The sequence below is a fragment of the Ruegeria sp. AB9 genome (assembly GCF_056542585.1).
In genome coordinates this window covers 106,093-131,124 of the sequence record NZ_JBQGAA010000003.1, presented here as the reverse complement: position 1 = coordinate 131,124, position 25,032 = coordinate 106,093, and the positions used below count along the sequence as shown (strand labels likewise).

The window sequence follows — 25,032 nt, the reverse complement described above, 5'->3', positions numbered from 1 at the left end:
TTGAATTAATCTTCGTTCAGGGTCAGTGTTACCCGCTCACCGGCGAAAACAGTTCGGCCGTATTCAACGGGATTTCCATCCGGGTCCGCGTTGACACCGACCGAGAAGAGAACGGGAGCACCTTCTGACATTTGGAGTTGAAGCGCCTGCGTCGCGGTTGCACCGCGCGCGGTCAAGCGGGTCGAGACGCGGACATAATCTGTGATGCCGCAGGCTTGCAGGGCTTTGGTCACGGACTGGGTCTCGGTCAATGTTCGCAGGATGTCTGGAAACCGTTTCGCAGGGAATACGCTTTGAAAAAGGGCTATGGGCTGACCGTCAGCCAAAGACAATCCGTCGTAGACGTGAACCGGATCTCCTTTGTTCAGATCCAGCGCTTCGGCTTCGGCTCCATCGGCAGCGCGCGTGGTCAACGCGAGAATTTTCTTGCCCGGTATTTTGCCGTTGGCCGAAATGTTCTTGTGATATCGCACCCTCCTGCTGATCGGATAATCCGTTGGTCGCGCTGCCACAAACACGCCTGCGCCACGCCGGGCATGTACCAGCCCCTGTTCCGACATGTCAGCCAGTGCGCGCCGCACCGTGTGGCGATTGACGCCATGGGTGGCGGCCAGTTGGGCTTCGGTCGGCAGGCGACCTCCGGCTTGATATCGCCCCTCTGCGATATCCGAGGTCAGGCGTAGGGCGATGCTTTTCCAGATCGGCGTTTTGCTCATGTCATCAAATCTTCACACGGTTGCAGATTGCGACTCGGAAGCCTTAAGGTTAATATTTGTCTAGTTGTATAGTTTATGTAGACAACCCGGCCAAGAGGCTTTGATGATAGATCAGACAGAAATCGCGACTGCGGCGCGGAAGGAATGGATGGGCCTGCTGGCCCGTGCGCCGGGCGAAGCCCTGATGACGCTTTGGGATGGCATTCAGGACCGCCCGAGTTTTGAATGGCTGCGCAGCCCCGAGGTGGGCGGCGTCATGGTGCGTGGACGCACCGGCGGCACCGGAGCGCCGTTCAACCTGGGCGAAATGACCGTTACGCGCTGCTCGGTCGTGCTGCAGGATGGTACGGTCGGTCACGGGTATGTTCAGGGCAGATCGAAGCCCAAGGCAGAGGCTGCGGCATTGATTGATGCCATGATGCAGACGTCGGCTGCGGATGATCTGCAGGCTCAACTTCTCCAACCGCTTCAGCAGCAAATGCAGGCAAACAAGACGGCGCGTGCCGCCAAGGCGGCAGCCACAAAGGTCGAGTTTTTCACGCTGGTTCGGGGAGAAGACTGATGGCTGCGCAAACACAGTTTTCCGGAGGCTTTGAAAACGCACCAGTCGATGCGGCACACGCGTTCCGCGCGGCCATGACTGTCATGGCGCGTCCGGGTGAAATTCGCGACTTGACGGGCAGTGAGCCGCCTGCGCCCCTGTCCGTGGCGGCAGGCACGCTGCTGCTGACGCTGTGCGATCCCGAAACGAAGGTTCATTTGGCAGGCGTCGCCGACTCCGATGCTGTGCGCAAATGGCTGACCTTTCATACGGGTGCGCCTATTGTGCCGGCGGACCACGCCGACTTCGCCGTTGGTGCGTGGGACGCACTCAGCCCGCTCAAAGCCTATCGCATTGGTACGCCGGAATACCCGGATCGATCCGCGACCCTGATTGTGGAATGTGAGCAGCTTGAGCAGAGCGGTGCCGTTCTGAGTGGACCGGGGATCAAGGATACTGCGCTGCTGTCTCTGCCGGATGCTCCGGCGCTTCAGAGCAATGCGATGCTCTATCCGCTGGGATGCGACTTCTTCTTTACCTGCGGTGACAAGGTCGCGGCACTGCCGCGCAGCACGCAGATCAAGTCGGAGGGTTAAGCGATGTATGTTGCTGTCAAAGGGGGCGAGAAAGCCATCGAGAACGCCCATGCGTGGTTGGCCGAAGAACGTCGTGGCGCCACGGATGTCGCGGAATTGAGCCTCGCGCAGATCCGCGAACAGCTGAGCCTGGCGGTGAATCGGGTTATGGCTGAAGGGTCCTTGTTTGACCCTGATCTTGCCGCGCTGGCCATCAAACAGGCGCGTGGCGATCTGATCGAGGCGATTTTCCTTATCCGCGCCTATCGCACGACGTTACCGCGGTTTGGCTATTCCAACCCGGTCGACACCGGTGAGATGGCCTGCGACCGACGGATCTCGGCCACCTTCAAGGATGCGCCAGGTGGGCAGGTTCTTGGGCCGACCTTCGATTACACTCACCGTTTGCTGGATTTCAAACTGGCCGCCGATGGCGAAGTCCCAAAGGCACCCGAAGGTCCTGCGCGGCAGGAGCCGACGCCGCATATCACCGAATTCCTGAAGGATGAGGGTATCATTCAGGATGAACCCGACAGCGATGGCACCCCGGGCGACCTGACGCGTGAGCCGATGGAGTTCCCATCCAACCGCCCTCTGCGCCTGCAATCGTTGACACGCGGGGATGAGGGCTTTGTGCTGGGCATGGCCTATTCCACCCAACGTGGTTACGCTCGCAACCATGCTTTTGTCGGCGAACTTCGGATCGGCAAGGTCGCGGTTGAAATGGACATCCCCGAGCTGGGCTTTGCCATCGATATCGGCGAAGTAGAACTGACCGAATGTGAAACGGTGAACCAGTTCACGGGTTCCAAAACCGAACCACCGCAATTTACGCGTGGCTATGGTCTGGTCTTTGGTCAGTCGGAACGAAAGTCCATCGCGATGGCTCTGGTGGATCGCGCGCTGCGTTGGGACGAACTGGGCGAAGACAATCTGGGTGCACCAGCGCAGGATGAAGAATTTGTCCTGAGCCACGCGGATAACATTCAGGCCACCGGCTTTCTCGAACATATCAAACTACCGCATTACGTCGATTTCCAGTCCGAGCTTGAACTGGTTCGCAAACTGCGCCGTGAGGCCGAAGAGCGCATTACCTTGAAGGAGGCCGCAGAATGAAGGCCGTTGTTTTTGACATAGGAAACGTGTTGGTTCGGTGGGATCCGCATTTGGCATGGCTGGAGGAAATGGGTAGCCGCGAGGCGGTGGCAGAGTTCCTCACACGCATCGATTTCCTGAAACGTAACCTGCGGGCCGATGGGGGCGAGGTTTTCGCTGATCTGGCGGCTGAACTGGAAGACCCTGAGGACCAACGACGTCTGAGTGCTTATGTTGAGCGCTATGCCATGACCGTTCCGCAAAAGATTGAGGGAAGCTGGCAACTGCTCTATCGCCTGAAAGAACAGGGCACGCCGGTTCACGCGATCACCAACTGGTCAGCGGAAACATGGCCTGTTGGTATTGGCGCGCATCCCGAACTGGGCGACGTCTTTGGCGTGACCGTAGTTTCCGGTCAGGAAAAGCTGTTGAAACCGCAATCAGAGATATTCCATCTGTTGTGTGAGCGTACTGGTCTACCCCCTGAGAACTGCATTTTCATCGATGATGGACCGCACAACGTCGAAGGTGCACGCGCCGTTGGCATGGACGGCATACACTTTACCACGCCGCAGGCGTTGGAAGACGCGCTGATCGAAAGAGGTATCCTATGAGCGAATACAATTTCGCCTATCTGGACGAACAAACCAAACGGATGATCCGCCGGGCAATTCTCAAAGGTCTGGCCGTGCCGGGGTATCAGGTGCCCTTCGCCAGCCGCGAGATGCCCATGCCTTACGGCTGGGGTACAGGCGGGGTACAGGTCTCGGCCGCGACGCTAACGCCGGAAGATACATTCAAGGTGATTGATCAGGGCGCAGACGACACGACCAACGCCGTGTCGATCCGCAAGTTCTTTGAGAACACCGCCGGGGTCGCCACCACGGAAGAGACGGAAAAGGCTACTGTCATCCAGACCCGCCACCGCATCCCCGAAGCGAAGCTGCGCGAGGATCAGATCATCGTCTATCAGGTGCCGATCCCGGAACCTCTGCGCTTTCTGGAGCCGCGCGAGATCGAGACGCGCAAGATGCACAGCCTTGAAGAATACGGCCTGATGCATGTGAAACTGTATGAGGATATCAGCCAGCACGGGGAGATCTCGACCGCTTATGCCTATCCGGTGAAAGTGTCAGGCCGGTATGTGATGGACCCGTCTCCGATCCCGAAATTTGACAATCCAAAACTGGAAATGGATGCGATTCAGCTGTTCGGTGCCGGGCGTGAGCAGCGCATCTATGCCGTGCCTCCGCATACCAAGGTCGTGAACCTCGATTTCGAGGACCATCCGTTCGAGGCCACCAAAGCCGATCATCCGTGTGACTTGTGCGGTGCTGAAGACAGCTATCTGGATGAGGTCATCATGGATGACGCAGGTAACCGGATGTTTGTCTGCTCTGACACTGATTTTTGTCGGTCGCGCCGCGAGGCAGGCCATTTGGGCCGACTGGTCGAGGAGAATGCAGCATGACCCCCCTGTTGCAAGTCAAAGGCATAGAAAAAAGCTATGGCGCGCGGATCGGATGCACGGATGTGAATCTCGATCTCTACCCCGGAGAAGTAATGGGGATCGTTGGCGAAAGTGGTTCCGGCAAGTCGACCTTGCTGAACTGTATGGCAGGACATCTGGTGCCGGACGCCGGGCAGGTGATCTTTGATACCCGCGTCGATGGGCCGGTGGACACGGTCACCATGTCCGAGCCAGAGCGGCGGATGCTGAGCCGCACCGATTGGGCCTTTGTCCATCAGCACGCGCGCGATGGGCTGCGAATGTCAGTCAGCGCGGGCGGCAATATCGGTGAGCGGCTGATGGCCGTGGGCGACCGGCACTATGGCGACATTCGGGACAAGGCGATCGACTGGCTGGGCCGGGTCGAGATTGACGCCGCCCGTGTCGATGATCGCCCCAGCGCGTTTTCGGGTGGGATGCAGCAGCGTCTGCAAATCGCACGCAATCTGGTGACTGGCCCTCGGCTGGTGTTCATGGATGAGCCGACCGGAGGGCTGGACGTATCGGTTCAGGCGCGCCTGCTGGACCTGCTGCGCGGGCTGGTGCGCGAGATGGGGCTGAGCGCCATCATCGTGACCCACGATCTGGCGGTGGTGCGCCTGTTGGCAGACCGCCTGATGGTGATGAAAAACGGTCATGTGGTGGAAGCCGGACTAACCGATCAGGTGCTGGACGACCCGCAACACGCCTATACGCAGCTGCTTGTGTCTAGCGTTCTGCAGGTTTGAGTATTTGGGAAAAGATGAAGCGATGATTGAACTGATCGATGTAAGCAAAAGCTTCACCCTGCACAATCAGGGCGGTGCCGTGATCCCTGTGATGGAAGGCGCGTCGCTGAAGGTTGAACCGGGGGAGTGTGTTGCTTTGACCGGTTCGTCCGGTACAGGCAAATCCACGCTGATGCGGGTGATCTATGGCAACTACCTAGCGGCCGCTGGTCGGGTGTTGGTCGGAGGTGTGGACGTGGCGAAAGCTGAGCCGCGTCAGATCCTGTCACTGCGTCGCGACACGTTGGGCTATGTCAGTCAGTTCCTGCGGGTCGTGCCTCGCGTGCCTACGTTGGAAGTCGTGGCAGAGCCACTGCTGGCCGTGGGCTGCGACAAGCAAGCGGCCCTGGACAAGGCAGCCGAATTGCTGAAACGGCTGAATATTCCCGAGCGTTTGTGGACCCTCAGCCCCACAACCTTTTCGGGCGGCGAACAACAGCGGGTCAACATTGCGCGCGGTTTTGCGCATGATTACCCAGCGATGCTGCTGGATGAGCCGACGGCAAGCCTGGACGCACAGAACAGGGAAACCGTTCTGTCGCTGATCGAAGAGGCAAAGAACAGGGGCGTGGCGATTGTTGGGATTTTCCACGACTTCGAAGCACGTGAGCGAGTTTGTGACCGTGAGGTCAATGTCTCGGATTTCGCGCCCGGATTGGCGGCATGACGCTTGCCCCAGTCATAGCCATAGTCGGCCCCTCGGGTGTCGGCAAAGACAGCGTGATGGATGCGTTGGTTGACAAGGCACTGCGCATCCAGCGCTTGCGGCGTGTGATTACCCGCCCCGAAGGTGAAGAGGGCGAGGATTTCGACCGGGTCTCGGTCGGGAAGTTTCAGCAGATGGAACGTGAAGGGACATTTGCGTTAAGCTGGTCTGCGCATGGGTTATTTTATGGTGTCCCTAACAAGATCGCGCAGCAGCGGCGTGAAGCTGACGCTGTTCTGGTTAACTTGTCCCGTGCGGTTTTGGTGCAGGCGCAGGAAGTTTTTGGCGATCTGATCGTGATTTCCTTGACGGCTGAGGCTGAGGTTCTGGCACAGCGCCTGTCGTCAAGGGGGCGGGAAAGTGCGGCGGAGCAGGCGCGGCGGTTAAGCCGCGCCAAAGCGCCTTTGCCCGACGGTTTGAACCGGGTCATCGAGATCGACAACTCTGGTATGCTCCAAGAGACGGTTGCAGAGATCCTGTCGCGGCTTCAGCCAGAGAGCGCGTAGCGATGGATCAGGTGAAATCGCCCATCCTCGGCCTCACCCATCAGGGCCAGATCGGTGATCTGGAAGGGCTGCGGCAGCAACGGGGCCAGATGGGTTTGCAGCGCCTCTTGGGTTGCTCTGAGGGTCGGTTTGTCCAGCTTGCCGCTGAGCGTGATGTGAAATCGAAACGCGTCCAGCACATAAGGATAGCCCCATTTAACCAAATTTGCTTCCTGTTCGGGGGTCAGCCCCGCGGCGCGGCGGCGGGCCAGTTGCGCTTCCGTAGCGGCCTCGCGAAATCCGTCCAAGTCCTGTACGCAGGCGGCAGCCAGAGTATTCAGCGCTTGCGTTTCGCCCAACGGGCGCAACGCCAGAAAGCGGCCAAGCCGGGCGATTTCAATTGCATCCAAAGTGACAGGAGGCTGGCTGGAGGCGAGCGAACCGCAAGCCGCGTGCAAGGCGTCAAAGGATTGGCCTTCGCGCAGTTGGAAAGGCGGCTTCAGCGTCGCATGCAGCCCGTATTTTCGCGGCACTTCCGTGACAGCAGCAACATTAACGTTACCAACGACCGGATGCGCAACCTGCGTTCCAGTTTCCATGTCCCAACCCAGCCAGCTGGTTGCAAATTTCGTCCATTCCGCACCAGCGGGTGGCGCAAAATAGATAGCGTATCGCGTGAATGTCACATTGGCCTCCTATTGCGTGGCCTTCCCCTACCTCAAAATGCGTGAAGTTCAGATGACAGAAGACTTGATCCTTGCCAATGCCACGCTTGTATTGCCGAATGAAACCGTAACCGGCAGTGTCCGGATTGTGGGCGAGACCATCGCCGAAATCGACACTGGAAACGGGATTCCTGCAGGCGCGATTGATTGCGAGGGCGATTATATCAGCCCCGGCCTCGTCGAGTTGCACACGGATAATCTTGAGCGTCACATTCAACCCCGCCCTAACGTGGATTGGCCCCATGCCGCTGCGATTCTTGCGCATGATGCGGAGCTGGCCAGCACCGGGATCACAACAGTGTTTGACGCCATGCGAGTGGGGTCGATCCCTTCAGGCGCGCGGCGGTATGGGAAATACGCCCGTGGTCTGTCGCAGGAGTTGTGGGACCTGCGTGAACAGGATGCGCTTAAGATCAGTCACTTCCTGCATTTGCGGGCTGAGGTGTGTTCAGAAACTCTGCTCGAAGAACTGAATGAATTTGGACCAGAAGACAGGGTTGGCCTTGTGTCCATCATGGATCACACGCCCGGTCAGCGTCAGTTTCGAGATATGGACAAGCTGGAAACCTATCTGAAGGGTAAATTTGCCATGGATGATGACACGTTCTTTCAACATGTGGCGCAATTAAGAGGGCTTCGGGATCGAAATGGTGATGTACACGAAATCGAAACCGTCAAGGCCGCACGCCGTTTTGGGGCTGTTTTGGCCAGCCATGACGACACGACCGAAGATCAAGTGAAAGTGTCCGCAGGCCACGGCATCCGTCTGGCTGAGTTCCCGACAACCGTCGAAGCAGCGCGGGCCTGCCACGAAAACGGCATTCGCGTCATGATGGGCGCTCCAAACATTATCCGCGGAGGATCGCATTCAGGCAATGTTGCTGCTCACGAGCTGGCCGAGCTTGGGCATCTGGATATCATGTCATCAGACTATGTGCCGTCGGCTTTGCTGCTGTCGGCGGCCATGCTGGGAGAGATATGGGGCGACATAGCGCGCGGGATGAAGACCGTAACGCTGGCCCCGGCGCAAGCTGCGGGGCTGGTAGACCGCGGCGAGCTGCGCGAAGGCGCGCGGGCCGACGTTATCCGTTTCAGGATGCGAGCGGGCGTACCGGCCCTGAACTCGGTCTGGGCGCGCGGTCGGCGGGTGGCGTGATCAGGCGGTATAGAACAGGTACCGGTCCGGGGCGATCGTCTCGGGCCCTTTGATCTGGTTGAAGCCGACAAGGGGTTGGCCGGAAATCAACATCCCGCCGGGTTGCATTACTTGCGCGATCAGTGGGCTGAGACGCGCAGCTTCGGCGACATCTTCATGCTTGATCCCGCGACCAAAGTCGTAGTGCGCCAACGCGATCATGCGGCCGTCGCCGGCCAGTTTTTGCAGCATTGGTTCAGCCTCACCCTGCAGGAAATCTCTGGCCGGAGGGGTGCTGTCTGGATGGCATTGCAGGACCCGATCCATCACCCAGATCCGGCGCTCCGGCAGGATTTCCCGAAGGTGGTCATAGGTGCGGCCATTACCCAGCCCCATGTCCAGCACATCGCCCGGCTGACCGCTGATCTGCTCGGCTGCCCAGTTCAGACCGTCGCGTTGAGCCGTTAGTCGGCGCAGCATGGAATCCAGTCGGCTCATGGTTATGTCCTTATTCGTTCTTCGGTGCGACCCAGGCCGTGGAAGGGCTGTTCAGCAGTTTGCGCAGCAAGGCCTCGGTAAAGGCCCAGATGTCCTGATCATGGACCAGATGATGGGTCAAGATGCCAAATGGTTCAGTGTTGTCTGCGCGACCTTCGCGTCGGTCTCGCAACAGTTCAACTGCCTGCGCGATCAGGGTGTCAGGAGAGATCAGGCCGCGTGTACCGCGCCAGTCGATTGGATCGAGATGAGTGTTGATCTGCTCAAGCCTCGGTGCGGCCAGTTTCGTTCTTCGCGGTGTCGCGGTGGACACGATATGATATCCCAAGGCCGGAAGCTGTTGGACCACTTCCGGCGCTATGCGATTCCAAGGAGGCACGAACAAGGGTCGCACGTTTGTGCCAAAAAAAGCTCCAAGACGCGTTATTCCGGCTTTTGCATCCGCAACTATTTCATCCATAGGACGATTTAGGCGAAACTCGGCCTTCTTCTCACCTTTGGGCGCATGGTTTGTATGCGCCCACCCATGCACAACAGGGATGAGAGACGGTCGCCTCGCGACATAGTCCGCAAGTGCGGGAGTAGCTTCGCTGGGAATCACGGCCAGATGCACAGGCAGTTCCAATTTCTCAGTCAACTCGGAAAGGCGGTCTAATTGCGGTGTTGGAGCGATGGCATCATCATCGCGCCACCAGAGCGGGAAGGACAAGTTTGCGGTGCGCCACTGGTCTAATTCTGCGTCCAGAGGACGCCAGTCAGGATTCATGGGCGCTGCTCCAGCAAGTGCTTGGCGATATGAACGGTTTGAGTGGCTCCGTCAAAACCGAAATCCTGTTTTGCGCGGGGGCCGTCGGCCACGACACGCTCCACCGCTTGAGCCAATGCACTGCCGCTCAGAGCCCTGCTTTCCAGAACTTCGATTGCGGACAGATCGGACAGGCTCTGCCCGCGCAGTCCTTGTTCCACCTCCTTGCCGTCGTCGAAAGGTACAAAAACGGCGGGTGTTCCGCTTTGAAGGATATCCATGGCGGTGTTGTAGCCGCACATGCTGACAGATGCTGCCGCGTGGGGCAGCATTTGACGAAAATCCGGTCGTACAGGCTCCAGAATAACCGAGGTACCTTCGGCCAGCCGAGACAATTCAGCTATCCGCGCCTTTGCATCCGTCCCACCGACCAGCAGGCGCCAACGCCTGTTGGGCATCTTTCGGGCGGCCTCGATGGCAGCGCGAAAGATCGGTTGCCCCACAGATCCGCCGCCAGCGCTGACAAGGATTTCATCCTGACCTACCACATCGGGGTGAGGTTGAGGCAATGCAGGCGCAACATAACCGGTATAGTGCAACCGTTCCGACAGCTGATCTGACACCGGCCAACTGACCGATAAGGGTGTCACGCTTTCGGTTGAGTGAACCAGAATGCCGTCATAATACCGCGACACGATGTCATCCGCGCGCTCCGCTTTGGCAGGTTTGGAGGGCGGCGCCAGAATGTCCCGGATCGATCCGAGAATGATGGGGCGATCTGGTAACGACTTCGCCGCGTTCAGGGCCGCATCGAACTCGGCGGCCAGTGATCGGCGACCAAAGGGGTACAGCTCGGTGATCAGGATCTGTGGTTGGAAACTCTCAATCGCCTTCAACAAAGCTGTTTCGCGTGTGGTGTGATAGGCTGCATCAGCCTCTTCGCCGCTGTCGGTAAGCAAGCGGGTGAAGTTGGTCCCGTCCGACCTGAGGGGGGGTAATCCAAACAGGGTCAAACCAGTGCTATCCAATTGCGGCGCAGGCATACCGCCCGTCACGACCATGACATCGTGACTGTCGTCCCGAAACGCCCGCCCCAGTGTCAGAGCCCGGCTGAGATGCCCGGTGCCCAACAGGTGCGTGACGATGATCATCACCTTCATTGCGGGGCCTCGCGTTTGATCAGGCGAACGGGGTCGGCGTCGGCAGTCATGGTGTTCATATAGACGATATACAGCCGATTGCGTTTGATCTTAAAGGGGGCTGGCCCTTCGAAATTCCAACCCCAGGCCTGAGCCAGAATGACCCGCATGATACCGATATGGCAGACCGCAACCGTATCCCGTCGCAATTCGGACAACCACGGACTGAGCCTGTCCCGCACGTCGGCTGGGCTTTCGCCGTTTGGTGGGCGGAAACCCCAACTCCAATTCTCGATATGACGATAACCGCTGGACGTGTCTGCGATCAGATCAACCCCGCGCAGACCTTCCCAATCGCCCCAGTTCATTTCGGTCAATGCGTCCGAAGTGTTTGGGTTTCGACCAGACACAATTTGCGCCGTTTCACTCGCGCGGAGCAGGGGGCTAGACCAGATGTCGGCATCGGCCCAGTCTTCCGGCAACCCATAACCCGCTAATTCGGCTCGCGCGTCATTGTCCAGCGGAATGTCACTGCGCCCCTGTATCCTTCCCGCACGATTCCAGTGGGTATGCCCATGGCGGAGCAGTGCAAGCTGGGTCATGATGTGTCCTTCAGCAGGGGTCGGAGGGTCTCCCACAAGCGCTGGGTCGCCCGAGGCATCAGATGGCGCTCTGCCACATAATTTCGTGCGGCAGCGCCGAGGGAACGGCGAAGCCTAGAATCCGCAAGGAGGGCTTGCATGCAATCCGCAAAGCCTTTGGCCGCGCATTCAACGGCAGGATAGGCCGCAGGGGCCAGAACATCCCGTACTCCGGGCCGATCCTGAGCGACGACAGGCAATCCGGCCGCCTGCGCCTCAAGGTAAATCATCCCGTAGGCCTCGTTTACTCCGGGCCACGCAAGCAGCGATGACTGTTGATAGGCGCGTTGCAATTCACCCCGGTCAAGCTGACCCAGAAAACTCACCCGATGTCCGAACGGTGCCATCAGGGCCTCAACCTGCGCGCGTGCCGGGCCGTCGCCCGCTATATTCAGATGCCAGTCACCGGTCAAATGCGATAAGGCTTCGGACAATATCTGATAGGACTCCAGCTTGTCGCCATGCCGCATCATGCCAACGGTCAGCATGGAGCCATCGCCTGTGGTGGCGGGAGGCAGTTCGGACACTGGGAGGAACGGTGGCAATTCGACCAGAGCCTGAGAGCCGAAGCGATCCCGTTCTAAAGTGATCAGGTCATTGGCCGTGTGATAAAATATCACATCTGCCGCATCGCTGGCCCGATGTGCCGCTTTGGCAAACTCGGCCCACGGCCCGTTCAACCGGCTGGACGCGCGGGTGCTTTCCAATTGCACATAGGGAATGCTGCGTGCCCTGCAGACCTGAGGACCCAGCAGATCAGGCGCTTTGTAATAGTTGTGGTAGGTCACCCACATACCGGTATCTGACGGTAGGTCGGAAATCAGCCGTATTGCTTCCTCTTCTGCCGCCTCAAGCAGAGACCGTTGCAGGTCTGCGTCACCGCTCTTGTCATAGATGCGCAAGCCCGAGACCAGATCGGCCGTATCACCCTCAGCTGTCAGCGCCTGCATCAGGTTTCGGGCCATTTCTCGGTCACCCGAGGGTTTCAGGCTGTCAGGAGATTTCATTGGTGCAAAAAACGCAACCCGCGCCATTACGCGTTGTCCACGCACATAGCTTTGAGGCGTTCAGACAGCCTCGCAATACCCGGATCCATCCGAAACTCAGCCATCAGGCGATCATAGGCCGCACGCGCCATTTGCGCGGCCTGTTGCGGATCAGCCGCCAACCCTTCAAGGGCTCCTGCCAACGCAGATGGGTCGTCATCGGACAAGATGCCGTGTCTTCCGGTTTCGATGAACTCCGGGATCGCCGAGATCGGTGTCGACAGGATCGGCAAGAGCTGAGACGCGGCCTCCATCAACACATTCGGCAAACCGTCGCGATCTCCGTCCGCCGCGATGCGGCTGGGCAGGACGAACAGATCGGCTTCACGCATCGCTTCGATAACCTCGGGTTGATCGCAGGCCCCTTTCCAGGTGATGCGGTTCGCGATGCCAGCTGTGTTCGCCTGTTCCCGCAGGGTATCGCCCAAACCGCCACCACCGATATGGGTCCAGTGCCAATCCAGATCATCGGGCAGCAGTGCAAAAGACGCGATCAGACGGTCGAAGCCTTTTTTCTCGACCAGCCGTCCGACTGAAATCATGTGAAAGGGACCGTCCGCAGCGCGCAGCTTTCGCGTTGGCGGTTCAGGAAAGCGAGACAGGTCCAGACCGTGATAGATCAGGTCCACGCGCTTGGGGTCATCGGCCAGGCCACGCAAATGCTCCGCACCGATGGCTGTGCAGGTGGCGCCAAAAGCGGCTCCACGCGTTGCGGCTTGCAACTTTTCACGCTTTTCCCAATCCGGTGAAGTCCAGATATCCTTGGCGTGGGCTGAAAAACTCCAAGGCAATCCGCGCATAATGGCAGCGTAACGGGTAACAGACGACGGCGTGTGCATGAAATGAGCGTACAAACCGAGCGTTTCGGCAGGCAATTCAGCGGCCAGAACGCAGGCTTGCCCAAACCGGCGGATGCGGTTGGGTGTCGGGTCACGTTTCAGATCCTGACGCCAAATCCGATAGGCCTCTGCGTAACCGGGAAGCGATTGGGCAAACGTTCGTGCCGCCCAGACCCGTTGGGGTTCGTCATAAAGATACTCGGGCAGGTATCGAACCTGCCCTGTGAAACGGTCATGCAGAGGGTGGCGTTTCGTATCGGTCGGGTGTCGCAGGGACCAGATGTCAAAACGATGCCCAGCTTCCTGCAAGGCGACAAGTTCCTGCGCAATAAACGTTTCGGACAGTCGTGGCCAGCCTTTGACCACAACCGCCAGTGTAGGAGAATCTGAGGTCATCCGGTGGCTCGTTCCTGTTCCCAGGTCAGCAGGCTGTCGATGCGGTCGGTGACATAGTCCAACCCATCCAGCAAACCGCTTTGGATGGCCTGGGATGGCAGGGACTGATGCGGCAGATCCCGGATGGCGCGGATCATCGCATCCGGCGTCAGGCCATCTCGGCTTTCATCCAGCATCCGGACAAGCCCCAGCCCTTCCGCACGGGAAGCCCGAATCCACTGTTCCAGCCGGGGCGTAGTGCGCGGGACGATGACGGCGCGTTTGTCGAAGGACAGAACCTCGCAGAACGTGTTGTAACCGCCCATGCAGACAACGCCTTCGGCCCCTGCAAACAGTGTCTCGATCTGGGATTCGAACCCGACCGCGGTAACGCGACCGTTCAATGCGGCTACGCGGGTTTCGAAATCCTCGCGCAACTCCCCGGACAGGAAGGGGCCGTAGACCAGAACCGCGCGCGGTGACAGTTCAGGATCTTTTTCGTATGCGGACAGAACGAGGTTGACCATCGCCTTGCCATCGCCGCCACCGCCGGGTGTGATCAGGATATAGGGTTGTTCCGGGGGCTCGCCGACCGGGCCGAGATCACGACGCAGATACCCCGTCCAGTGAATCCGGGATTGAGCTGCCGCGCTCAGCGGCAGCCCTTGTGTGGGGTCATAAATCGACTTCAGGCCGTAAACCCAGATTTCGTGATAAAACCGCTCGGTCGCATCAATGGCGTCCTTGCGCGCCCATTCGGCGGCCAACACTTCGGGCTCATCCAGAACATCGCGCAACCCAAGCACCAGTTTTGTTCCGCAGTTGTGTTGCAGGTATTTCAGGGTCGGAAGCAATTCCCCCCGAAACCCTGTCGGTTCCTTATCGACGATCAGAATATCGGGGTCGAATTGCTGAACGGCTGTTTGAATCAGACCGGACCGCAATTCGGTCACTTCTTCGATACCCATCCCGATTGTTCGTGCGGCATAGGATCCGTCAGCGCGCTTGGTCACACCGGGCAGGCGCACGTGATCGACGCGGCGAGGAAAAGTAAACCGACCGGCTACGGGCGAACCCGTCAGGATCAGAGCCGACGCGCTCTGATCCGCCTGCGTGATCGCGGCCGCCAAAGCCCGCGACCGGCGAAGATGGCCCAGACCGAACGTGTCATGGCTGTAAAACAGGATACGCGGCGCGCGGTCCGGTTTGGAGTTGGTTTTGCTTAGGCTCATAGTATTGCCTGTCTTCTTGATCCCGGTGCGAAATCCGCGCGTTTGCAAGCGTTACTGTATATTTCCCAGCCACGCTTGCCAAAGACGGAATTGCGCTTCTGCAAATGTTCCAAGCATTGCGATTTGGCAACAGCATATTGACGATTTCGCGACATATCGCACCAAGGCTTGAGAGGGATCGCTAAGGGATCGGGGAACTGGCAACGGGGACAGGGCCTGAAACTTGCTTTTGTTCATATTCAATTTTCACCAGATTGAAAACATCTGTGGCCAGGCAGTGCGTCAAGAACACGCCAATTGAGGATATTGAGGCGGCTGCGCCCGAGTGTTTGAACTGTCTGAAACGCTTCTGTAATCTGTCCGTTATCGAGAAAACTGGATACAAAACCCTATGAAACAATCCTTTCCGGCCGCAATCTTTCTGGCTTTGTGGGCTTTTGTTCTGGCATTTCCTGTCGAGGTTTCAGCGCAAACTTCCCTTATTCCTGGCTATGGCACGGGCAGCTCGTCTGAAGCCTCGCAAGAAAGCGATCTGGCCGCCGCAATCCGTGCAGCCAGCGAAGCGGGCGCAAGTGTGATTGTCATCGACAGCGCTGGTCAGGTTGTGACAACGGCTGGTGGTGCGGATGCGGGCTCGGGTGATGCCGCGAGCGAATCGAACAATCCCATGGGTGACGGTTCGCAGTTAATGAAGGCGCAGGAACGGTTCTCGAAATTCCGTGAGTCGATGCTATCTCGGCTTGAGGCGCTGCCTTATTCGATCTTTGAGGTGCAGTATGTTCTGCGCCAGACCAGCCCGGATGGCCGCATCCAGACCTATGCCGAGGTATTGGCGTGGAACATTTTGTTCCTGCTTCTTGGGCGTTGGCTCTCTATCGAACTCTATGGCAAGCGCTTTGCACGGCGTTGGGTTGTGGCTCGGGTCAAAGATGATCCGGTTGGGTATCGCGAAAAGATGCCATTCCTTGTTTTCCGCTTCCTGATGGGGATCGGGGGCACGATTTTTGCCATGCTGATGGCTCTGATTGTTGGGTACCTGTTCTTTGGCGAAGCCGAAGATATCTCGATCCAGTTCACAGTAACGGCGATCTTTACCGCGTATTTCCTTTCGCGCACGGTTTCGGATCTGTGGCGTATGGTTCTCTCACCTTTCCTTAGCCAATATCGCCTTCCGCCATTCTCGGACCGGGACGCCAAGCGGTTGTATATCTGGGCTTCGGCATTGGCGACATACGACATTTCGGTTGTACTCTTTTCGACCTGGGTTGCGGATTTTGGCCTGAACTACAACGTCTACGCGATGGTGTACGGCGGCCTGACTATGCTGGGCGCCTTGGGCAATGTTCTGATGATCCTGTTCAATGCGCGAGCGATCTCGAACGCAATCCGTGGTGGACGGCCATCCGATCAGGTTTCGTGGCTGTTGCGGTTCGTATCCTTCGGCTGGGCGCCCGCGCTCATCGTCTATGTCGTATTCAGCTGGTTCCGTCTGGCCGTTGATCTGGCGTTGGAGAACCCGACGCCGCTGCCGCTGATCGCAAGCAGTTATATGATTTTCATGTCCGTCGTCATTGCCTATGGCGCGATGAACTATCTGCTGGAACGGTATTTTGACCGCTCCCGAATGATCGACGAGTTAAACGAAGAAGCCTTGGCTTCGGACGAAGATTTCGAGCCGGTGGAAACACCCGAAGCCGAGCAGCGCAAACAGTATCTTCTGACCTACGAAGATCTGGCCCGTCGGGTGGCTGGGATTCTGGCCTTCGTGATCGGTGCCTATGCACTTGTTGTGATTTGGTATCCCGAAGCTGACTGGAGTCAGGACCTTCCGGTGGAACGTGCGCTGGATGTAATGGTCATCATATTCATCGGCTACATTCTGTTTCATTTCTTCCGCATCTGGATCGACAGCAAGATCGCGGAAGAATCCGATGACGGCACAGAGGCTGAACTGGGCGACGAAGGAGGCGAGGGGGGCCAAAGTCGATTGGCGACGCTGTTGCCATTGTTCCGTGGCGCGATTTTGGCCGTTGTGGTTGTTACGATCGTGCTGATCGTTCTCATGGAACTGGGCATCAATGTCAGCCCGTTGTTCGCGGGCGCTGGTGTGGTTGGTCTGGCGGTGGGCTTCGGATCACAAACCCTGGTGCGAGACATCTTTTCAGGGGCGTTTTTCCTGATGGATGATGCTTTCCGGAAAGGCGAGTACATCGACATCGGGGATGTCAAAGGAACAGTTGAGAAAATCTCGGTCCGGTCCTTCCAGTTGCGCCACCATCTTGGCGCGCTGAACACGATTCCCTTTGGTGAAATCAAGGTGCTGACGAACTATTCCCGTGACTGGGTGATCATGAAACTGCCGTTGCGCGTGACTTATGACACCGATGTCGAGAAGGTTCGCAAGCTGATCAAGAAGCTGGGTCAGGAGTTGCTGAGCGATCCTGTGATCGGCGACAATTTTATTCAGCCTCTGAAATCTCAGGGTGTGATCGAGATGCAGGATTCAGCGATGATCATCCGGGTCAAATTCATGACCAAACCGGGCGATCAATGGCTGGTACGCAAGAAGGTCTATCAGGATATTCGCGAGTTGTTTGCGCGGGAAGGTATCAAGTTCGCTCACCGTGAAGTCACTGTGAGGTTGGCAGATGGCAAGGACACCGAAGACCTGACGCCGAAGCAGCGCGAGGCCGTGACAGGTGCGGTGCAGGCGGCGATTGATGAGGATTATCTGGACGATATCGGACCGGGTGGCGACGATCGCTAAGGGCGATCCCGCCGCCCAGGTTTGCGTCTCTGACGAGACGCCATCCGACGCGTTGGGCTCGGCTGCGCGGCGGATAGTCAGTTGGCGGTGAAGGGCCAGACAGGTTCCGAAGTGCCCAGTTTCGACGCAGGTAAATCCCAGCGCATCGATGCTTCGCCGACCTTAAGTGCAGGTTTGAGGCGATGGCCGGGGCCCCAACCCGAAGTTTCTGTTACTTTGCTGTAATCTGTAATAGCAGGGCTGATCGGCGTTGTTTCGGCTTCGTCCTTGCCTAGCACGGCCAGAAGTTCGGCCGTGCGGGCCAGAGAGAGATGTGCGTGCATGACGGAATTGCCCGTTGCGGCCTCGGCCAGTGCCGAAAATACAGCGGCAGCCATCAGGTAGCCGGTTGCGTGATCCAGAGCTTGAACCGGCAGGGGGGTTGGCTTGTCCGCGTCCGCCCAACCCATCCCGGCATGAGCAATGCCAGCGCTCATCTGGACAAGGCTGTCAAACCCGCGCCGGGTCGACCATGGGCCTTGCCAGCCATAGGCATCCAGCGTGACTTCGATCCGGTTCGGAGCCAACTCGTCACGTTTGGCTCGTGTCAGACCCAGAGCATCCAGCGCGCCGGGCCGATACCCGTGCACAAACACATCGGCCTGAGACAGCAACCCATGCAGACGTCCGAGGCCGGCTTCCGATTTCAGGTCAAGATAGGCGCAGTGCTTTCCCAGCGATATGTCGGGGATCACCCCCGGTTCATCCCAGCCAGGTGGGTCGATGCGCAAGACCTCGGCGCCGAACCCTGCAAGCGTTCGCGTAGAAACCGGGCCAGCCAGAACGCGCGTCAGATCCAGCACCCGTAACCCAGCCAGAGGCCGATCAGCGGTGGCCCGAGGTCTGTCGCGCAGATTGACATAGCGCGGTCCCTGCCATCCGATCAAAGGGTCGCGCGACACGGCGCGGCCTTGCGGGTGATCAAGCCATTCCGCCCGGCTGCGCATGGCAGCGGCCACCCCACCTTCGGCAACAACCGCAGTTTCCAGATCCGATATTGCCCACGATCTGACGGCTTTTGCCACGGCTTCACGCTCTGGCCGGGTGCCAAGGACTTTCAACGCGGCAGAGCGATGGCGGGGCAGGTTTGTGTGCAGCCTGATCCAGCCATCAGCGGCTTTGTAGTCGCCCGCAACCGTATCCCAAAGGCTGGGCATTTCCCAACCATCTGGTTTGAAGGAATAGCTGAACCACAGAGATGCGAGCCGGTGATCGACGGTGATCTCAGGTTCCTTCGTGGACAGGTTGAGCGCCTGCATCAGCCGGGTCAATTCCTGACCCACGGCTGCAAAACTGGCTGTAGCCAGTTCCGAAACGGCAAAGGCGCTTGGCAGAGAGCCTGTTCCAACGGTGCGATAGCTGTCAGCAGCGGGAAGAGTGGCCAGAAGACTCATTGCTGATAGGGGTCCAGACTGTCGCGCAGCCCGTCACCAAGGAAGTTGAACGCCAATACAATGACAATGATCGGCAGCATGGGGATTGCCGTCCAGGGATAGATCTCGATCGAGGCGAGGTTCTGTGCGTCATTTAGCATCACACCCCAACTGACCGCAGGCGCACGCAGGCCGAGGCCAAGAAAGCTGAGCGCTGTTTCCCCAAGGATCATGGCCGGGATCGACAAAGTGGCCGACGCGATCAGGTGCGACATGAAGTTGGGCAGCAGGTGCTTGCGGATCACACGGCCCGAACTTGCGCCCATCATTTCGGCCGCTCGGACGTACTCTTCTTCCCGCAACGACAGGAATTTCGCGCGGACCGAACGCGCCAGTCCCGGCCAATCAAGGATGCCCAGGATGATCGAAATGATGAAGAACACCGCGACCGGGCTCCAGTTCGAGGGCACGGCGGCGGACAGGGCCAACCAAAGCGGCAGTTCCGGCAGCGAACGCAGGATTTCGATGACCCGGTTGATGGTCCAGTCGATACGTCCGCCAAAATAGCCAGCCATCGAACCGAACAGGATGCCTAGAAAGAATGACACCGAAATACCGATCAGACCCACCGTCAGAGACAACTGCGCGCCGTAAAGAATACGGCTGAAGATATCTCGGCCCAGCCGGTCGGACCCCCACAGGAACAGAGTGGCCCCTTCCGGCGCACAGAACAGGTGTGTGTCCGATGGTATGAAACCGGCCAGTTTGTATTCAGAGGCTTTGCAGAAGAACCTGATCGGGCGGGGGTCGTCCGTATCGGGAACAAACTTCCATTGGAATGTCTCAAGGTCTGCCTCAGCCACGATCGGGTAAACGTGAGGGCCGATGAACTCGCCCTCATGGAACCAGTTTACCGATTGCGGCGGGGCATAGAGATGCTCTCCGTTGCGGTCATTCGGGCCATACGGCGCGATGAAACCCGCAAAGGGCAGCATCAGATAACATAACAGCAGGAAGATGCCCGAAATCAGGCCCAGCTTATGGGTTCTGAACTTACGCCAGACCAGCACCCAGTTGGGGGCATCCAGATCGGCGCGTTCCAGTTGTTGGATTGACGCCTGGGGATCAAACGGCGCATCATCGACAAAGCGGTTGTCAGGACGGTCAGTCATGCTTCGCGCCCCTCATATCGAATGCGCGGATCCAGCATCACCAACAGGATATCCGAGATCATTGTGCCGATCAGGGTCAGCAGGGCAACGAACATCAGGATGAAAGCTGACAGGAACTGATCCTGCGTCTTCAGGGCTGTCAGCAGGGTCGGGCCAATGGTCTGCAGACCCAGAACAACCGAGACCAGAACCGAGCCGGACACCATCGACGGCAGCAGGTTGCCGATATCCGCAACGAAGGGATTGAAGGCCACGCGCAGCGGATATTTGGTCAGCATCCGCGACGGGGCCATGCCCTTTGCGATGGCGGTCTCCACGTAAGGTTTTCCCAATTCATCCAGCATATTCGCGCGCAGACGCTGCATCATCGCCGATGCGCCTGAGGTGCCGATGACAAAGGTCGGCACGATCAGATGGATGAGGATGGATTTCAGTTTCTCCCAACTCATCGGCTGGCCTTCGAAACTCGGATCCATCAACCCCCCGATAGGCAGGTTGAAATACTGGTGGCCGTAGTAGAACAGGATCAGCGCCAGCAGAAAGTTTGGCGTCGCCAGCCCCAGATATCCTACGAAGGCCGAAGTATAATCGATCCATGTTCGCGACCGCGCTGCGGCCAGAACGCCGAGGGGCAGAGCGACCGCATAAACAAACAGAATTGCGGCCAGATTGACGACGACCGTCAGCCAAAGCGTATCGCCGACGATTTCGGAAACGGGGCGGTCGAATTCAAAAGACCATCCGTAGTTGCCCTGAAGCAACCCGGAAAACCCGTGCGGTCCCGGCCAGAAACCTGCCCAGATCAGGTATTGTTCCCACATCGGGCGATCCAGCGCATATTCGGCTCTTAGGAATTCAGCCTTTGCTACGCCTGCGGACTGACCTGAAGCCTGAAGCTCGGCGATCTGATTGCTCAGGTAATCACCTGGGGGAAGGTTAATGATTACGAAAACCAACACCGAGACCACCAACAAAGTCAGCAGCATCGTGAAAAAGCGATACACCGCATAGCGCAGCATGATCATTTAGCTGCTCCTGCTTAGTCGGCGAAAAAGAACTCGTCCGGGCGATGAACGCCGAAATGTGCACCGGGCTCCCACGCCCACATGGCCTGTTCCGGTACGTTGCGCAGGCGGTTTGATACGACAACAGGCTGGGGTGCTCCGTTCAAGATGCCAATGGCATAGAGCTGATCTGCGTGAATGTTCAGCATCTCGGTCCAGACGGCTTCGCGTTCTTCATCGGTCGTGGCGATTTGCCATTCATGCGCCAACTGCATCAGCCGTTCGGCCTCTGGCATATCTGGGGCTTCACCCACCTCACCGCCGGTCTGGTAGTATTGCCCCCATTTTGGCCAGGCCAGGAACACCTGATCTGTCGGAGCCAGATAGGCCGGCGAGGTGTGCGCCTGCGGAATACCGTCATCCCAACCGAACCAGACGGACGCCATCGAGTTGCCCGCGAACACGCGGTTGCGCAAGATGTCCCGGTCCAGTGGGCGCATGACCAGTTTGACGCCGATCTCACGCCACGTGTCCGTGACGATCTGCAAGGCGTTTTCGACCTCCTGCCGCTCACCTGCGGTTTCGATCACCAGCTCCATCGGGCGACCGTCTGGTAACAGGCGAATGCCGTTCTTGTCGCGCTGATCCAGACCAACCTCATCCAAAAGTGCATTGGCCTGATCGATGTCGTACTTCGCCCAGGCCAATGCATTTTCTTCATTGTAGAAGGGCGAGGCGGGCAGAACCGACATTGCTCCGGGATGCGCGAGTTTAAAGTACAAAGCCTGGTTGATGGTTTGCCGGTCGATGGCCAGCGACAAGGCGCGCCGCACACGCACGTCACGCAATACATCGCGCCAAACGTCATCGGAAAAATTCAGGTTGGGATAGATCGCGATTTGCGATGCCACACCGGTTTTCCAAAGCAGAGTCTTGTATCCGCCCTGTGCTTCGCCTTTCTTAAGAATCGATGCATCGCGGAAGGCCAGACCACGACCTTGCAGATCGCTTTCACCGGCGTTGGTCTTGGCGGCAACCAGACCGGGCGCGACGATCTCCATCTCGACCACATCAATATAGGGAAGTTGAACCCCCTTGGTGTCGATGCGGTGATAGTAGGGGTTGCGCACGAAATTGTGGCGGATTTTCTTGCCCGAGCTTGCGTTTAGCCATGGCTGCAATGTGGGGAGTTCGTGGTTGTCGAACTTATACAGGTTATCCAGCTTGTTATGCAGTGCTGCCCAGCTTTTGACCCGGGCATCTTCGACCTGAAAGGCGAGCTCTTCGGCGTCCGCGTATTTCTCGTGATATTGTTTCAGAAAGGCGGCCGGTCGGTAAATAAAGGGCGGTCGCGCCTGTGCCAGAGACTGCAGGAAGTCCGGATTGGGGTCGTCCCATTCGAATATCACCGTGGTTTCATCAGGGAATGTGACAGAGGGTGTTTTGCCTTCCACAATCAGAAATTCGGGTGGGCCCGATGGGCGGAGCAGTTTGTTATTGGCGACGTCTTCCCACCAATAGCGAAAGTCCTCAGAGGTAAAGGGCGAGCCGTCTGACCATTTGTGCTCTTCTCTTAGTTTCAGAGTAAACTTGCGGTTGCCCTCGTTTTCAAACGAGGCCAGCAGGTCGGGTACGATCTCGTAATCCTGGTTGAACCCGACCAGCCTCGCGTAGCCATAGACAACCATCTGACGGATATCTTTGGAACGCGTGACCATGGTGCGCAGTGTGCCGCCCGACGTGCCGAATTCCCGTCCTTTGGCCGCCAGGTCCACAATCAAAGGGTCTTTGGGCAAACGTTCCTGCACAGGCGGGAGATTGCCGCTATCCACCTCCGCACTCCAAAAGGCGTTTTCTTGAGGTGTTGGGATTGTCTCTGCCATGGCGGGCAGCATCCCGGAAAGGGCCAGCGAAACGGCCAGCAGCAGAGGGCGAGTGGTCTTAAACATGGCAACGTACCTTATGGCCCGGTTCCAATTCTACCAGTGAGGGTATCACGGTGTCAGAGAAACGAAAGGCTTCATCCCAACTGTCCGGCGCGCCGGCGCCCAGAGAAACCAATTGCAGGTCAATCGGGCGATTGATGTCGGGTTCGGGTTGAGCGGCAATCAGCGCCTTGGTGTAAGGATGGCGCGGATTGTAGAAAAGAGTTTCGGGTGGTGCCTGTTCGACAATCAGACCCCGCCGCATGACGGCAACTTCGTCAGCGATTCGTGCCACAACGGCCAGATCGTGTGAGATGAACAAATATGACAGGTTCAAGCTGTCCTGCAGGTTTTCCAGCAATGTCAGGATTTGTTCCTGAACCGACACGTCCAGAGCCGAAGTGGGTTCGTCACAAACGATCAATTGTGGGTCCAGCATCATGGCGCGCGCGACGGACAGGCGTTGACGCTGTCCACCGGAAAAAGCGTGCGGATAGCGTTTCAGCATGTCTTCGGTCAAACCGACTCGCTGCAACATTTCGGCTGCTTTGTCGCGCTGTTCGGCAGTCGTACCGATACGGTGGATTTCCAGCGGCTCGGTCATGGCGTCCTGAATGCGCATCCTGGGGCTGAGCGAGCTGTAGGGGTCCTGAAACACCATCTGCGCCTTGCGCTGAAACGCCGTGCGCTGCGTGCGCGTCATTTTGTGTACCGTGATCGGATCCACATCGGGCGCCGTGCGAAACAGAACCTCGCCACCAGGGTCGGGCAACTCTGCCCCCAAAGCGATCCGGGCCGCCGTTGTCTTGCCCGATCCGCTTTCACCGACGATGGCCAGGGTCTTGCCGCGCGCCAGATTCAGGTCGACACCACGACAGGCATAGATAGCCTTGTCGGCTTGCCACCCCTTGCTTGATCGCATGGTATAGGTCTTGGACACACCCTTCATCTGTAAGATCAGATCTTCGTCGGGCATCGGTATGCCCACGGCCTCCTGATCCGGGATTTCCGGCGCGGCATCGAACAACTGCTTTGTATAAGGGTGTGCCGGGGCGGTCAGGATGGGCGCGGCCGGGCCAGCCTCCATTATGCGCCCCTTGTGCATCACGACGACCTGTTCGGCCATGTTGGCAACGACGCCAAGGTCGTGGGTCACCAGGATAAGTGCCATCCCGGTTTCGCGCTGCAATTCCTTGATCAGACCAAGCACCTGCGCCTGTGTGGTCACGTCCAATGCGGTGGTTGGTTCATCCGCTATCAGCAATTCGGGCTTTGACACCATGGCCATGGCGATCATGGCGCGTTGTCGCATACCGCCTGACAATTCGAATGGATACGAATCATAGGCCCGCTGCGGATCCGGAAAGCCCACACGTTCGAACTGTGTCAGAACCTGTTTGCGTGCCTCGGCCTCGGACAGCCCGCGGTGCAGCCACAAAACTTCGCTAACCTGATTGCCGATCTTGTGCAGAGGGGACAATGACCGCATTGGTTCCTGAAAAATCATCGAAACCCGATTGCCGCGAATATTGCGCAACTCACGTTCTGACACCGTTGTCAGATCGCACGTGCCTTTGGAGTCATTCAGGGTAATCGAGCCGCTTCGGATCTGCGCTGTTCGAGGCAGGATACGCAAAGCTGCCCGGCAAGTGATGGTTTTCCCTGACCCCGACTCACCGACCAAGGCCAGCGTTTGCCCTGCTTCGACATCGAAGTTGACATCCGTGACCACGGATTTGCCCGTACCAAAGCCGATGCTGAGGTCTCTGACGGACAACAACGCGCTCATGCGGGTTTTCCACCCGTTTGGCGGTTCAGTGACATCGGTTATTTCAACTCCCCGTGATTTTTTGCTCAGTGTCGCGCGGTTCCGCCCGTCTAGTCAAACCCGTTCTTGGGCTGAAACGTCGCGGAAATGTGAAACTTGAGGCTTCATCGCTACACAAAGTCTTGAGAATTTGCCATCAAAGGCGGAGTCGGGC

24 protein-coding genes are annotated in these 25,032 nt (G+C 58.1%); 10 read left to right on the top strand and 14 right to left on the bottom strand.

Going from position 1 to position 25,032, the window contains the following annotated elements:
• Nucleotides 1-5: 5 nt before the first annotated feature.
• Entirely contained in the window at nt 6-716 is a 711-nt protein-coding gene (gene phnF, locus ACR0K5_RS09650; RefSeq protein WP_480629492.1) for a phosphonate metabolism transcriptional regulator PhnF, read from the bottom strand.
• Nucleotides 717-819: 103 nt separating this feature from the next.
• Between phnF and phnG the strand changes: the two genes are divergently transcribed.
• The 8 genes from phnG to phnN are packed head-to-tail and all read left to right on the top strand — an operon-like array spanning nt 820 to nt 6,416.
• Nucleotides 820-1,278: a phosphonate C-P lyase system protein PhnG gene (phnG, locus tag ACR0K5_RS09645; RefSeq protein ID WP_480629491.1), complete on the top strand. Its 459-nt coding sequence runs from the start codon at nt 820-822 to the stop codon at nt 1,276-1,278.
• A complete protein-coding gene (phnH, locus tag ACR0K5_RS09640; protein ID WP_480629490.1) occupies nt 1,278-1,853 on the top strand; it encodes a phosphonate C-P lyase system protein PhnH in 576 nt (191 codons plus the stop codon). The genes phnG and phnH overlap by 1 nt, the downstream gene beginning before the upstream one ends.
• Nucleotides 1,854-1,856: 3 nt before the next feature.
• Nucleotides 1,857-2,948 carry a carbon-phosphorus lyase complex subunit gene (locus ACR0K5_RS09635; RefSeq protein WP_480629489.1) on the top strand — a complete coding sequence of 364 codons (1,092 nt, stop codon included), beginning with the start codon at nt 1,857-1,859 and terminating at the stop codon, nt 2,946-2,948.
• Nucleotides 2,945-3,541 (top strand): HAD family hydrolase, encoded by a 597-nt coding sequence (locus tag ACR0K5_RS09630; RefSeq protein ID WP_480629488.1) that lies wholly within the window; start codon nt 2,945-2,947, stop codon nt 3,539-3,541. Before ACR0K5_RS09635 ends, ACR0K5_RS09630 begins: the two co-directional genes overlap by 4 nt.
• Nucleotides 3,538-4,398, top strand: a complete 861-nt coding sequence (locus ACR0K5_RS09625; protein WP_480629487.1) for an alpha-D-ribose 1-methylphosphonate 5-phosphate C-P-lyase PhnJ — start codon at nt 3,538-3,540, stop codon at nt 4,396-4,398. Before ACR0K5_RS09630 ends, ACR0K5_RS09625 begins: the two co-directional genes overlap by 4 nt.
• Complete coding sequence (gene phnK, locus ACR0K5_RS09620) at nt 4,395-5,165, top strand: phosphonate C-P lyase system protein PhnK (RefSeq protein WP_480629486.1); 771 nt, start codon at nt 4,395-4,397, stop codon at nt 5,163-5,165. Before ACR0K5_RS09625 ends, phnK begins: the two co-directional genes overlap by 4 nt.
• 22 nt (nt 5,166-5,187) lie before the next feature.
• Nucleotides 5,188-5,871 carry a phosphonate C-P lyase system protein PhnL gene (gene phnL, locus ACR0K5_RS09615; protein ID WP_480629485.1) on the top strand — a complete coding sequence of 228 codons (684 nt, stop codon included), beginning with the start codon at nt 5,188-5,190 and terminating at the stop codon, nt 5,869-5,871.
• On the top strand, nt 5,868-6,416 hold the full coding sequence (gene phnN, locus ACR0K5_RS09610; RefSeq protein ID WP_480629484.1) for a phosphonate metabolism protein/1,5-bisphosphokinase (PRPP-forming) PhnN: 549 nt from the start codon (nt 5,868-5,870) through the stop codon (nt 6,414-6,416). The genes phnL and phnN overlap by 4 nt, the downstream gene beginning before the upstream one ends.
• Here phnN and ACR0K5_RS09605 read toward each other — a convergent pair.
• On the bottom strand, nt 6,398-7,081 hold the full coding sequence (locus ACR0K5_RS09605) for a DUF1045 domain-containing protein (RefSeq protein ID WP_480629483.1): 684 nt from the start codon (nt 7,079-7,081) through the stop codon (nt 6,398-6,400). The two genes, phnN and ACR0K5_RS09605, sit on opposite strands and share 19 nt — an antisense overlap.
• A 52-nt stretch (nt 7,082-7,133) precedes the next feature.
• On the opposite strand from ACR0K5_RS09605, the gene ACR0K5_RS09600 reads away from it, so the two are divergent.
• Nucleotides 7,134-8,276: an alpha-D-ribose 1-methylphosphonate 5-triphosphate diphosphatase gene (locus ACR0K5_RS09600; RefSeq protein ID WP_480629791.1), complete on the top strand. Its 1,143-nt coding sequence runs from the start codon at nt 7,134-7,136 to the stop codon at nt 8,274-8,276.
• Here the strand turns inward: ACR0K5_RS09600 and ACR0K5_RS09595 are convergent, their stop codons facing one another.
• The 7 genes from ACR0K5_RS09595 to ACR0K5_RS09565 are packed head-to-tail and all read right to left on the bottom strand — an operon-like array spanning nt 8,277 to nt 14,770.
• Nucleotides 8,277-8,753 (bottom strand): class I SAM-dependent methyltransferase, encoded by a 477-nt coding sequence (locus tag ACR0K5_RS09595; RefSeq protein ID WP_480629482.1) that lies wholly within the window; start codon nt 8,751-8,753, stop codon nt 8,277-8,279. It lies immediately after the preceding gene.
• A gap of 10 nt (nt 8,754-8,763) precedes the next feature.
• Nucleotides 8,764-9,519 (bottom strand): polysaccharide deacetylase family protein, encoded by a 756-nt coding sequence (locus ACR0K5_RS09590; RefSeq protein WP_480629481.1) that lies wholly within the window; start codon nt 9,517-9,519, stop codon nt 8,764-8,766.
• Nucleotides 9,516-10,658, bottom strand: a complete 1,143-nt coding sequence (locus ACR0K5_RS09585) for a glycosyltransferase family protein (RefSeq protein WP_480629480.1) — start codon at nt 10,656-10,658, stop codon at nt 9,516-9,518. Before ACR0K5_RS09585 ends, ACR0K5_RS09590 begins: the two co-directional genes overlap by 4 nt.
• Nucleotides 10,655-11,239 carry a histidine phosphatase family protein gene (locus ACR0K5_RS09580; RefSeq protein WP_480629479.1) on the bottom strand — a complete coding sequence of 195 codons (585 nt, stop codon included), beginning with the start codon at nt 11,237-11,239 and terminating at the stop codon, nt 10,655-10,657. The genes ACR0K5_RS09585 and ACR0K5_RS09580 overlap by 4 nt, the downstream gene beginning before the upstream one ends.
• Nucleotides 11,236-12,312, bottom strand: coding sequence for a glycosyltransferase family 4 protein (locus ACR0K5_RS09575; protein WP_480629478.1), 1,077 nt, complete (start codon nt 12,310-12,312; stop codon nt 11,236-11,238). The genes ACR0K5_RS09580 and ACR0K5_RS09575 overlap by 4 nt, the downstream gene beginning before the upstream one ends.
• Nucleotides 12,312-13,559 (bottom strand): glycosyltransferase, encoded by a 1,248-nt coding sequence (locus ACR0K5_RS09570; protein ID WP_480629477.1) that lies wholly within the window; start codon nt 13,557-13,559, stop codon nt 12,312-12,314. Before ACR0K5_RS09570 ends, ACR0K5_RS09575 begins: the two co-directional genes overlap by 1 nt.
• Nucleotides 13,556-14,770: a glycosyltransferase family protein gene (locus ACR0K5_RS09565; protein ID WP_480629476.1), complete on the bottom strand. Its 1,215-nt coding sequence runs from the start codon at nt 14,768-14,770 to the stop codon at nt 13,556-13,558. The genes ACR0K5_RS09570 and ACR0K5_RS09565 overlap by 4 nt, the downstream gene beginning before the upstream one ends.
• 391 nt (nt 14,771-15,161) lie before the next feature.
• On the opposite strand from ACR0K5_RS09565, the gene ACR0K5_RS09560 reads away from it, so the two are divergent.
• Nucleotides 15,162-17,537 (top strand): mechanosensitive ion channel domain-containing protein, encoded by a 2,376-nt coding sequence (locus tag ACR0K5_RS09560; RefSeq protein ID WP_480629475.1) that lies wholly within the window; start codon nt 15,162-15,164, stop codon nt 17,535-17,537.
• Nucleotides 17,538-17,614: 77 nt separating this feature from the next.
• On the opposite strand, the gene ACR0K5_RS09555 is transcribed toward ACR0K5_RS09560, so the two are convergent.
• From ACR0K5_RS09555 to ACR0K5_RS09535, 5 genes are read right to left on the bottom strand one after another with little or no spacing between them, the layout of a single operon-like run.
• The gene (locus tag ACR0K5_RS09555; protein ID WP_480629474.1) at nt 17,615-18,970 is read right to left on the bottom strand and encodes a CoA transferase; all 1,356 of its coding nucleotides are present in this window, start codon (nt 18,968-18,970) and stop codon (nt 17,615-17,617) included.
• A complete protein-coding gene (locus ACR0K5_RS09550) occupies nt 18,967-20,121 on the bottom strand; it encodes an ABC transporter permease (RefSeq protein ID WP_480629473.1) in 1,155 nt (384 codons plus the stop codon). The genes ACR0K5_RS09555 and ACR0K5_RS09550 overlap by 4 nt, the downstream gene beginning before the upstream one ends.
• Nucleotides 20,118-21,146: an ABC transporter permease gene (locus ACR0K5_RS09545; RefSeq protein ID WP_480629472.1), complete on the bottom strand. Its 1,029-nt coding sequence runs from the start codon at nt 21,144-21,146 to the stop codon at nt 20,118-20,120. Before ACR0K5_RS09545 ends, ACR0K5_RS09550 begins: the two co-directional genes overlap by 4 nt.
• A 14-nt stretch (nt 21,147-21,160) precedes the next feature.
• Entirely contained in the window at nt 21,161-23,074 is a 1,914-nt protein-coding gene (locus ACR0K5_RS09540; protein ID WP_480629471.1) for an ABC transporter substrate-binding protein, read from the bottom strand.
• Nucleotides 23,067-24,839, bottom strand: a complete 1,773-nt coding sequence (locus ACR0K5_RS09535; RefSeq protein ID WP_480629470.1) for an ABC transporter ATP-binding protein — start codon at nt 24,837-24,839, stop codon at nt 23,067-23,069. Before ACR0K5_RS09535 ends, ACR0K5_RS09540 begins: the two co-directional genes overlap by 8 nt.
• Between the last annotated feature and the right edge of the window lie 193 nt (nt 24,840-25,032).

What these genes read in the sequence shown, in the direction of transcription:
- ACR0K5_RS09565 (WP_480629476.1), bottom strand. Translation starts at nt 14,770, where the DNA reads ATGAGCCTAAGCAAAACCAACTCCAAACCGGACCGCGCGCCGCGTATC.
- ACR0K5_RS09560 (WP_480629475.1), top strand. Translation starts at nt 15,162, where the DNA reads ATGAAACAATCCTTTCCGGCCGCAATCTTTCTGGCTTTGTGGGCTTTT.
- phnG (WP_480629491.1), top strand. Translation starts at nt 820, where the DNA reads ATGATAGATCAGACAGAAATCGCGACTGCGGCGCGGAAGGAATGGATG.
- ACR0K5_RS09630 (WP_480629488.1), top strand. Translation starts at nt 2,945, where the DNA reads ATGAAGGCCGTTGTTTTTGACATAGGAAACGTGTTGGTTCGGTGGGAT.
- ACR0K5_RS09595 (WP_480629482.1), bottom strand. Translation starts at nt 8,753, where the DNA reads ATGAGCCGACTGGATTCCATGCTGCGCCGACTAACGGCTCAACGCGAC.
- ACR0K5_RS09545 (WP_480629472.1), bottom strand. Translation starts at nt 21,146, where the DNA reads ATGATCATGCTGCGCTATGCGGTGTATCGCTTTTTCACGATGCTGCTG.
- phnN (WP_480629484.1), top strand. Translation starts at nt 5,868, where the DNA reads ATGACGCTTGCCCCAGTCATAGCCATAGTCGGCCCCTCGGGTGTCGGC.
- ACR0K5_RS09550 (WP_480629473.1), bottom strand. Translation starts at nt 20,121, where the DNA reads ATGACTGACCGTCCTGACAACCGCTTTGTCGATGATGCGCCGTTTGAT.
- phnK (WP_480629486.1), top strand. Translation starts at nt 4,395, where the DNA reads ATGACCCCCCTGTTGCAAGTCAAAGGCATAGAAAAAAGCTATGGCGCG.
- ACR0K5_RS09535 (WP_480629470.1), bottom strand. Translation starts at nt 24,839, where the DNA reads ATGAGCGCGTTGTTGTCCGTCAGAGACCTCAGCATCGGCTTTGGTACG.
- ACR0K5_RS09635 (WP_480629489.1), top strand. Translation starts at nt 1,857, where the DNA reads ATGTATGTTGCTGTCAAAGGGGGCGAGAAAGCCATCGAGAACGCCCAT.
- ACR0K5_RS09540 (WP_480629471.1), bottom strand. Translation starts at nt 23,074, where the DNA reads ATGTTTAAGACCACTCGCCCTCTGCTGCTGGCCGTTTCGCTGGCCCTT.
- ACR0K5_RS09600 (WP_480629791.1), top strand. Translation starts at nt 7,134, where the DNA reads ATGACAGAAGACTTGATCCTTGCCAATGCCACGCTTGTATTGCCGAAT.
- ACR0K5_RS09590 (WP_480629481.1), bottom strand. Translation starts at nt 9,519, where the DNA reads ATGAATCCTGACTGGCGTCCTCTGGACGCAGAATTAGACCAGTGGCGC.
- ACR0K5_RS09570 (WP_480629477.1), bottom strand. Translation starts at nt 13,559, where the DNA reads ATGACCTCAGATTCTCCTACACTGGCGGTTGTGGTCAAAGGCTGGCCA.
- ACR0K5_RS09585 (WP_480629480.1), bottom strand. Translation starts at nt 10,658, where the DNA reads ATGAAGGTGATGATCATCGTCACGCACCTGTTGGGCACCGGGCATCTC.
- phnL (WP_480629485.1), top strand. Translation starts at nt 5,188, where the DNA reads ATGATTGAACTGATCGATGTAAGCAAAAGCTTCACCCTGCACAATCAG.
- ACR0K5_RS09625 (WP_480629487.1), top strand. Translation starts at nt 3,538, where the DNA reads ATGAGCGAATACAATTTCGCCTATCTGGACGAACAAACCAAACGGATG.
- ACR0K5_RS09555 (WP_480629474.1), bottom strand. Translation starts at nt 18,970, where the DNA reads ATGAGTCTTCTGGCCACTCTTCCCGCTGCTGACAGCTATCGCACCGTT.
- ACR0K5_RS09575 (WP_480629478.1), bottom strand. Translation starts at nt 12,312, where the DNA reads ATGGCGCGGGTTGCGTTTTTTGCACCAATGAAATCTCCTGACAGCCTG.
- ACR0K5_RS09580 (WP_480629479.1), bottom strand. Translation starts at nt 11,239, where the DNA reads ATGACCCAGCTTGCACTGCTCCGCCATGGGCATACCCACTGGAATCGT.
- phnH (WP_480629490.1), top strand. Translation starts at nt 1,278, where the DNA reads ATGGCTGCGCAAACACAGTTTTCCGGAGGCTTTGAAAACGCACCAGTC.
- phnF (WP_480629492.1), bottom strand. Translation starts at nt 716, where the DNA reads ATGAGCAAAACGCCGATCTGGAAAAGCATCGCCCTACGCCTGACCTCG.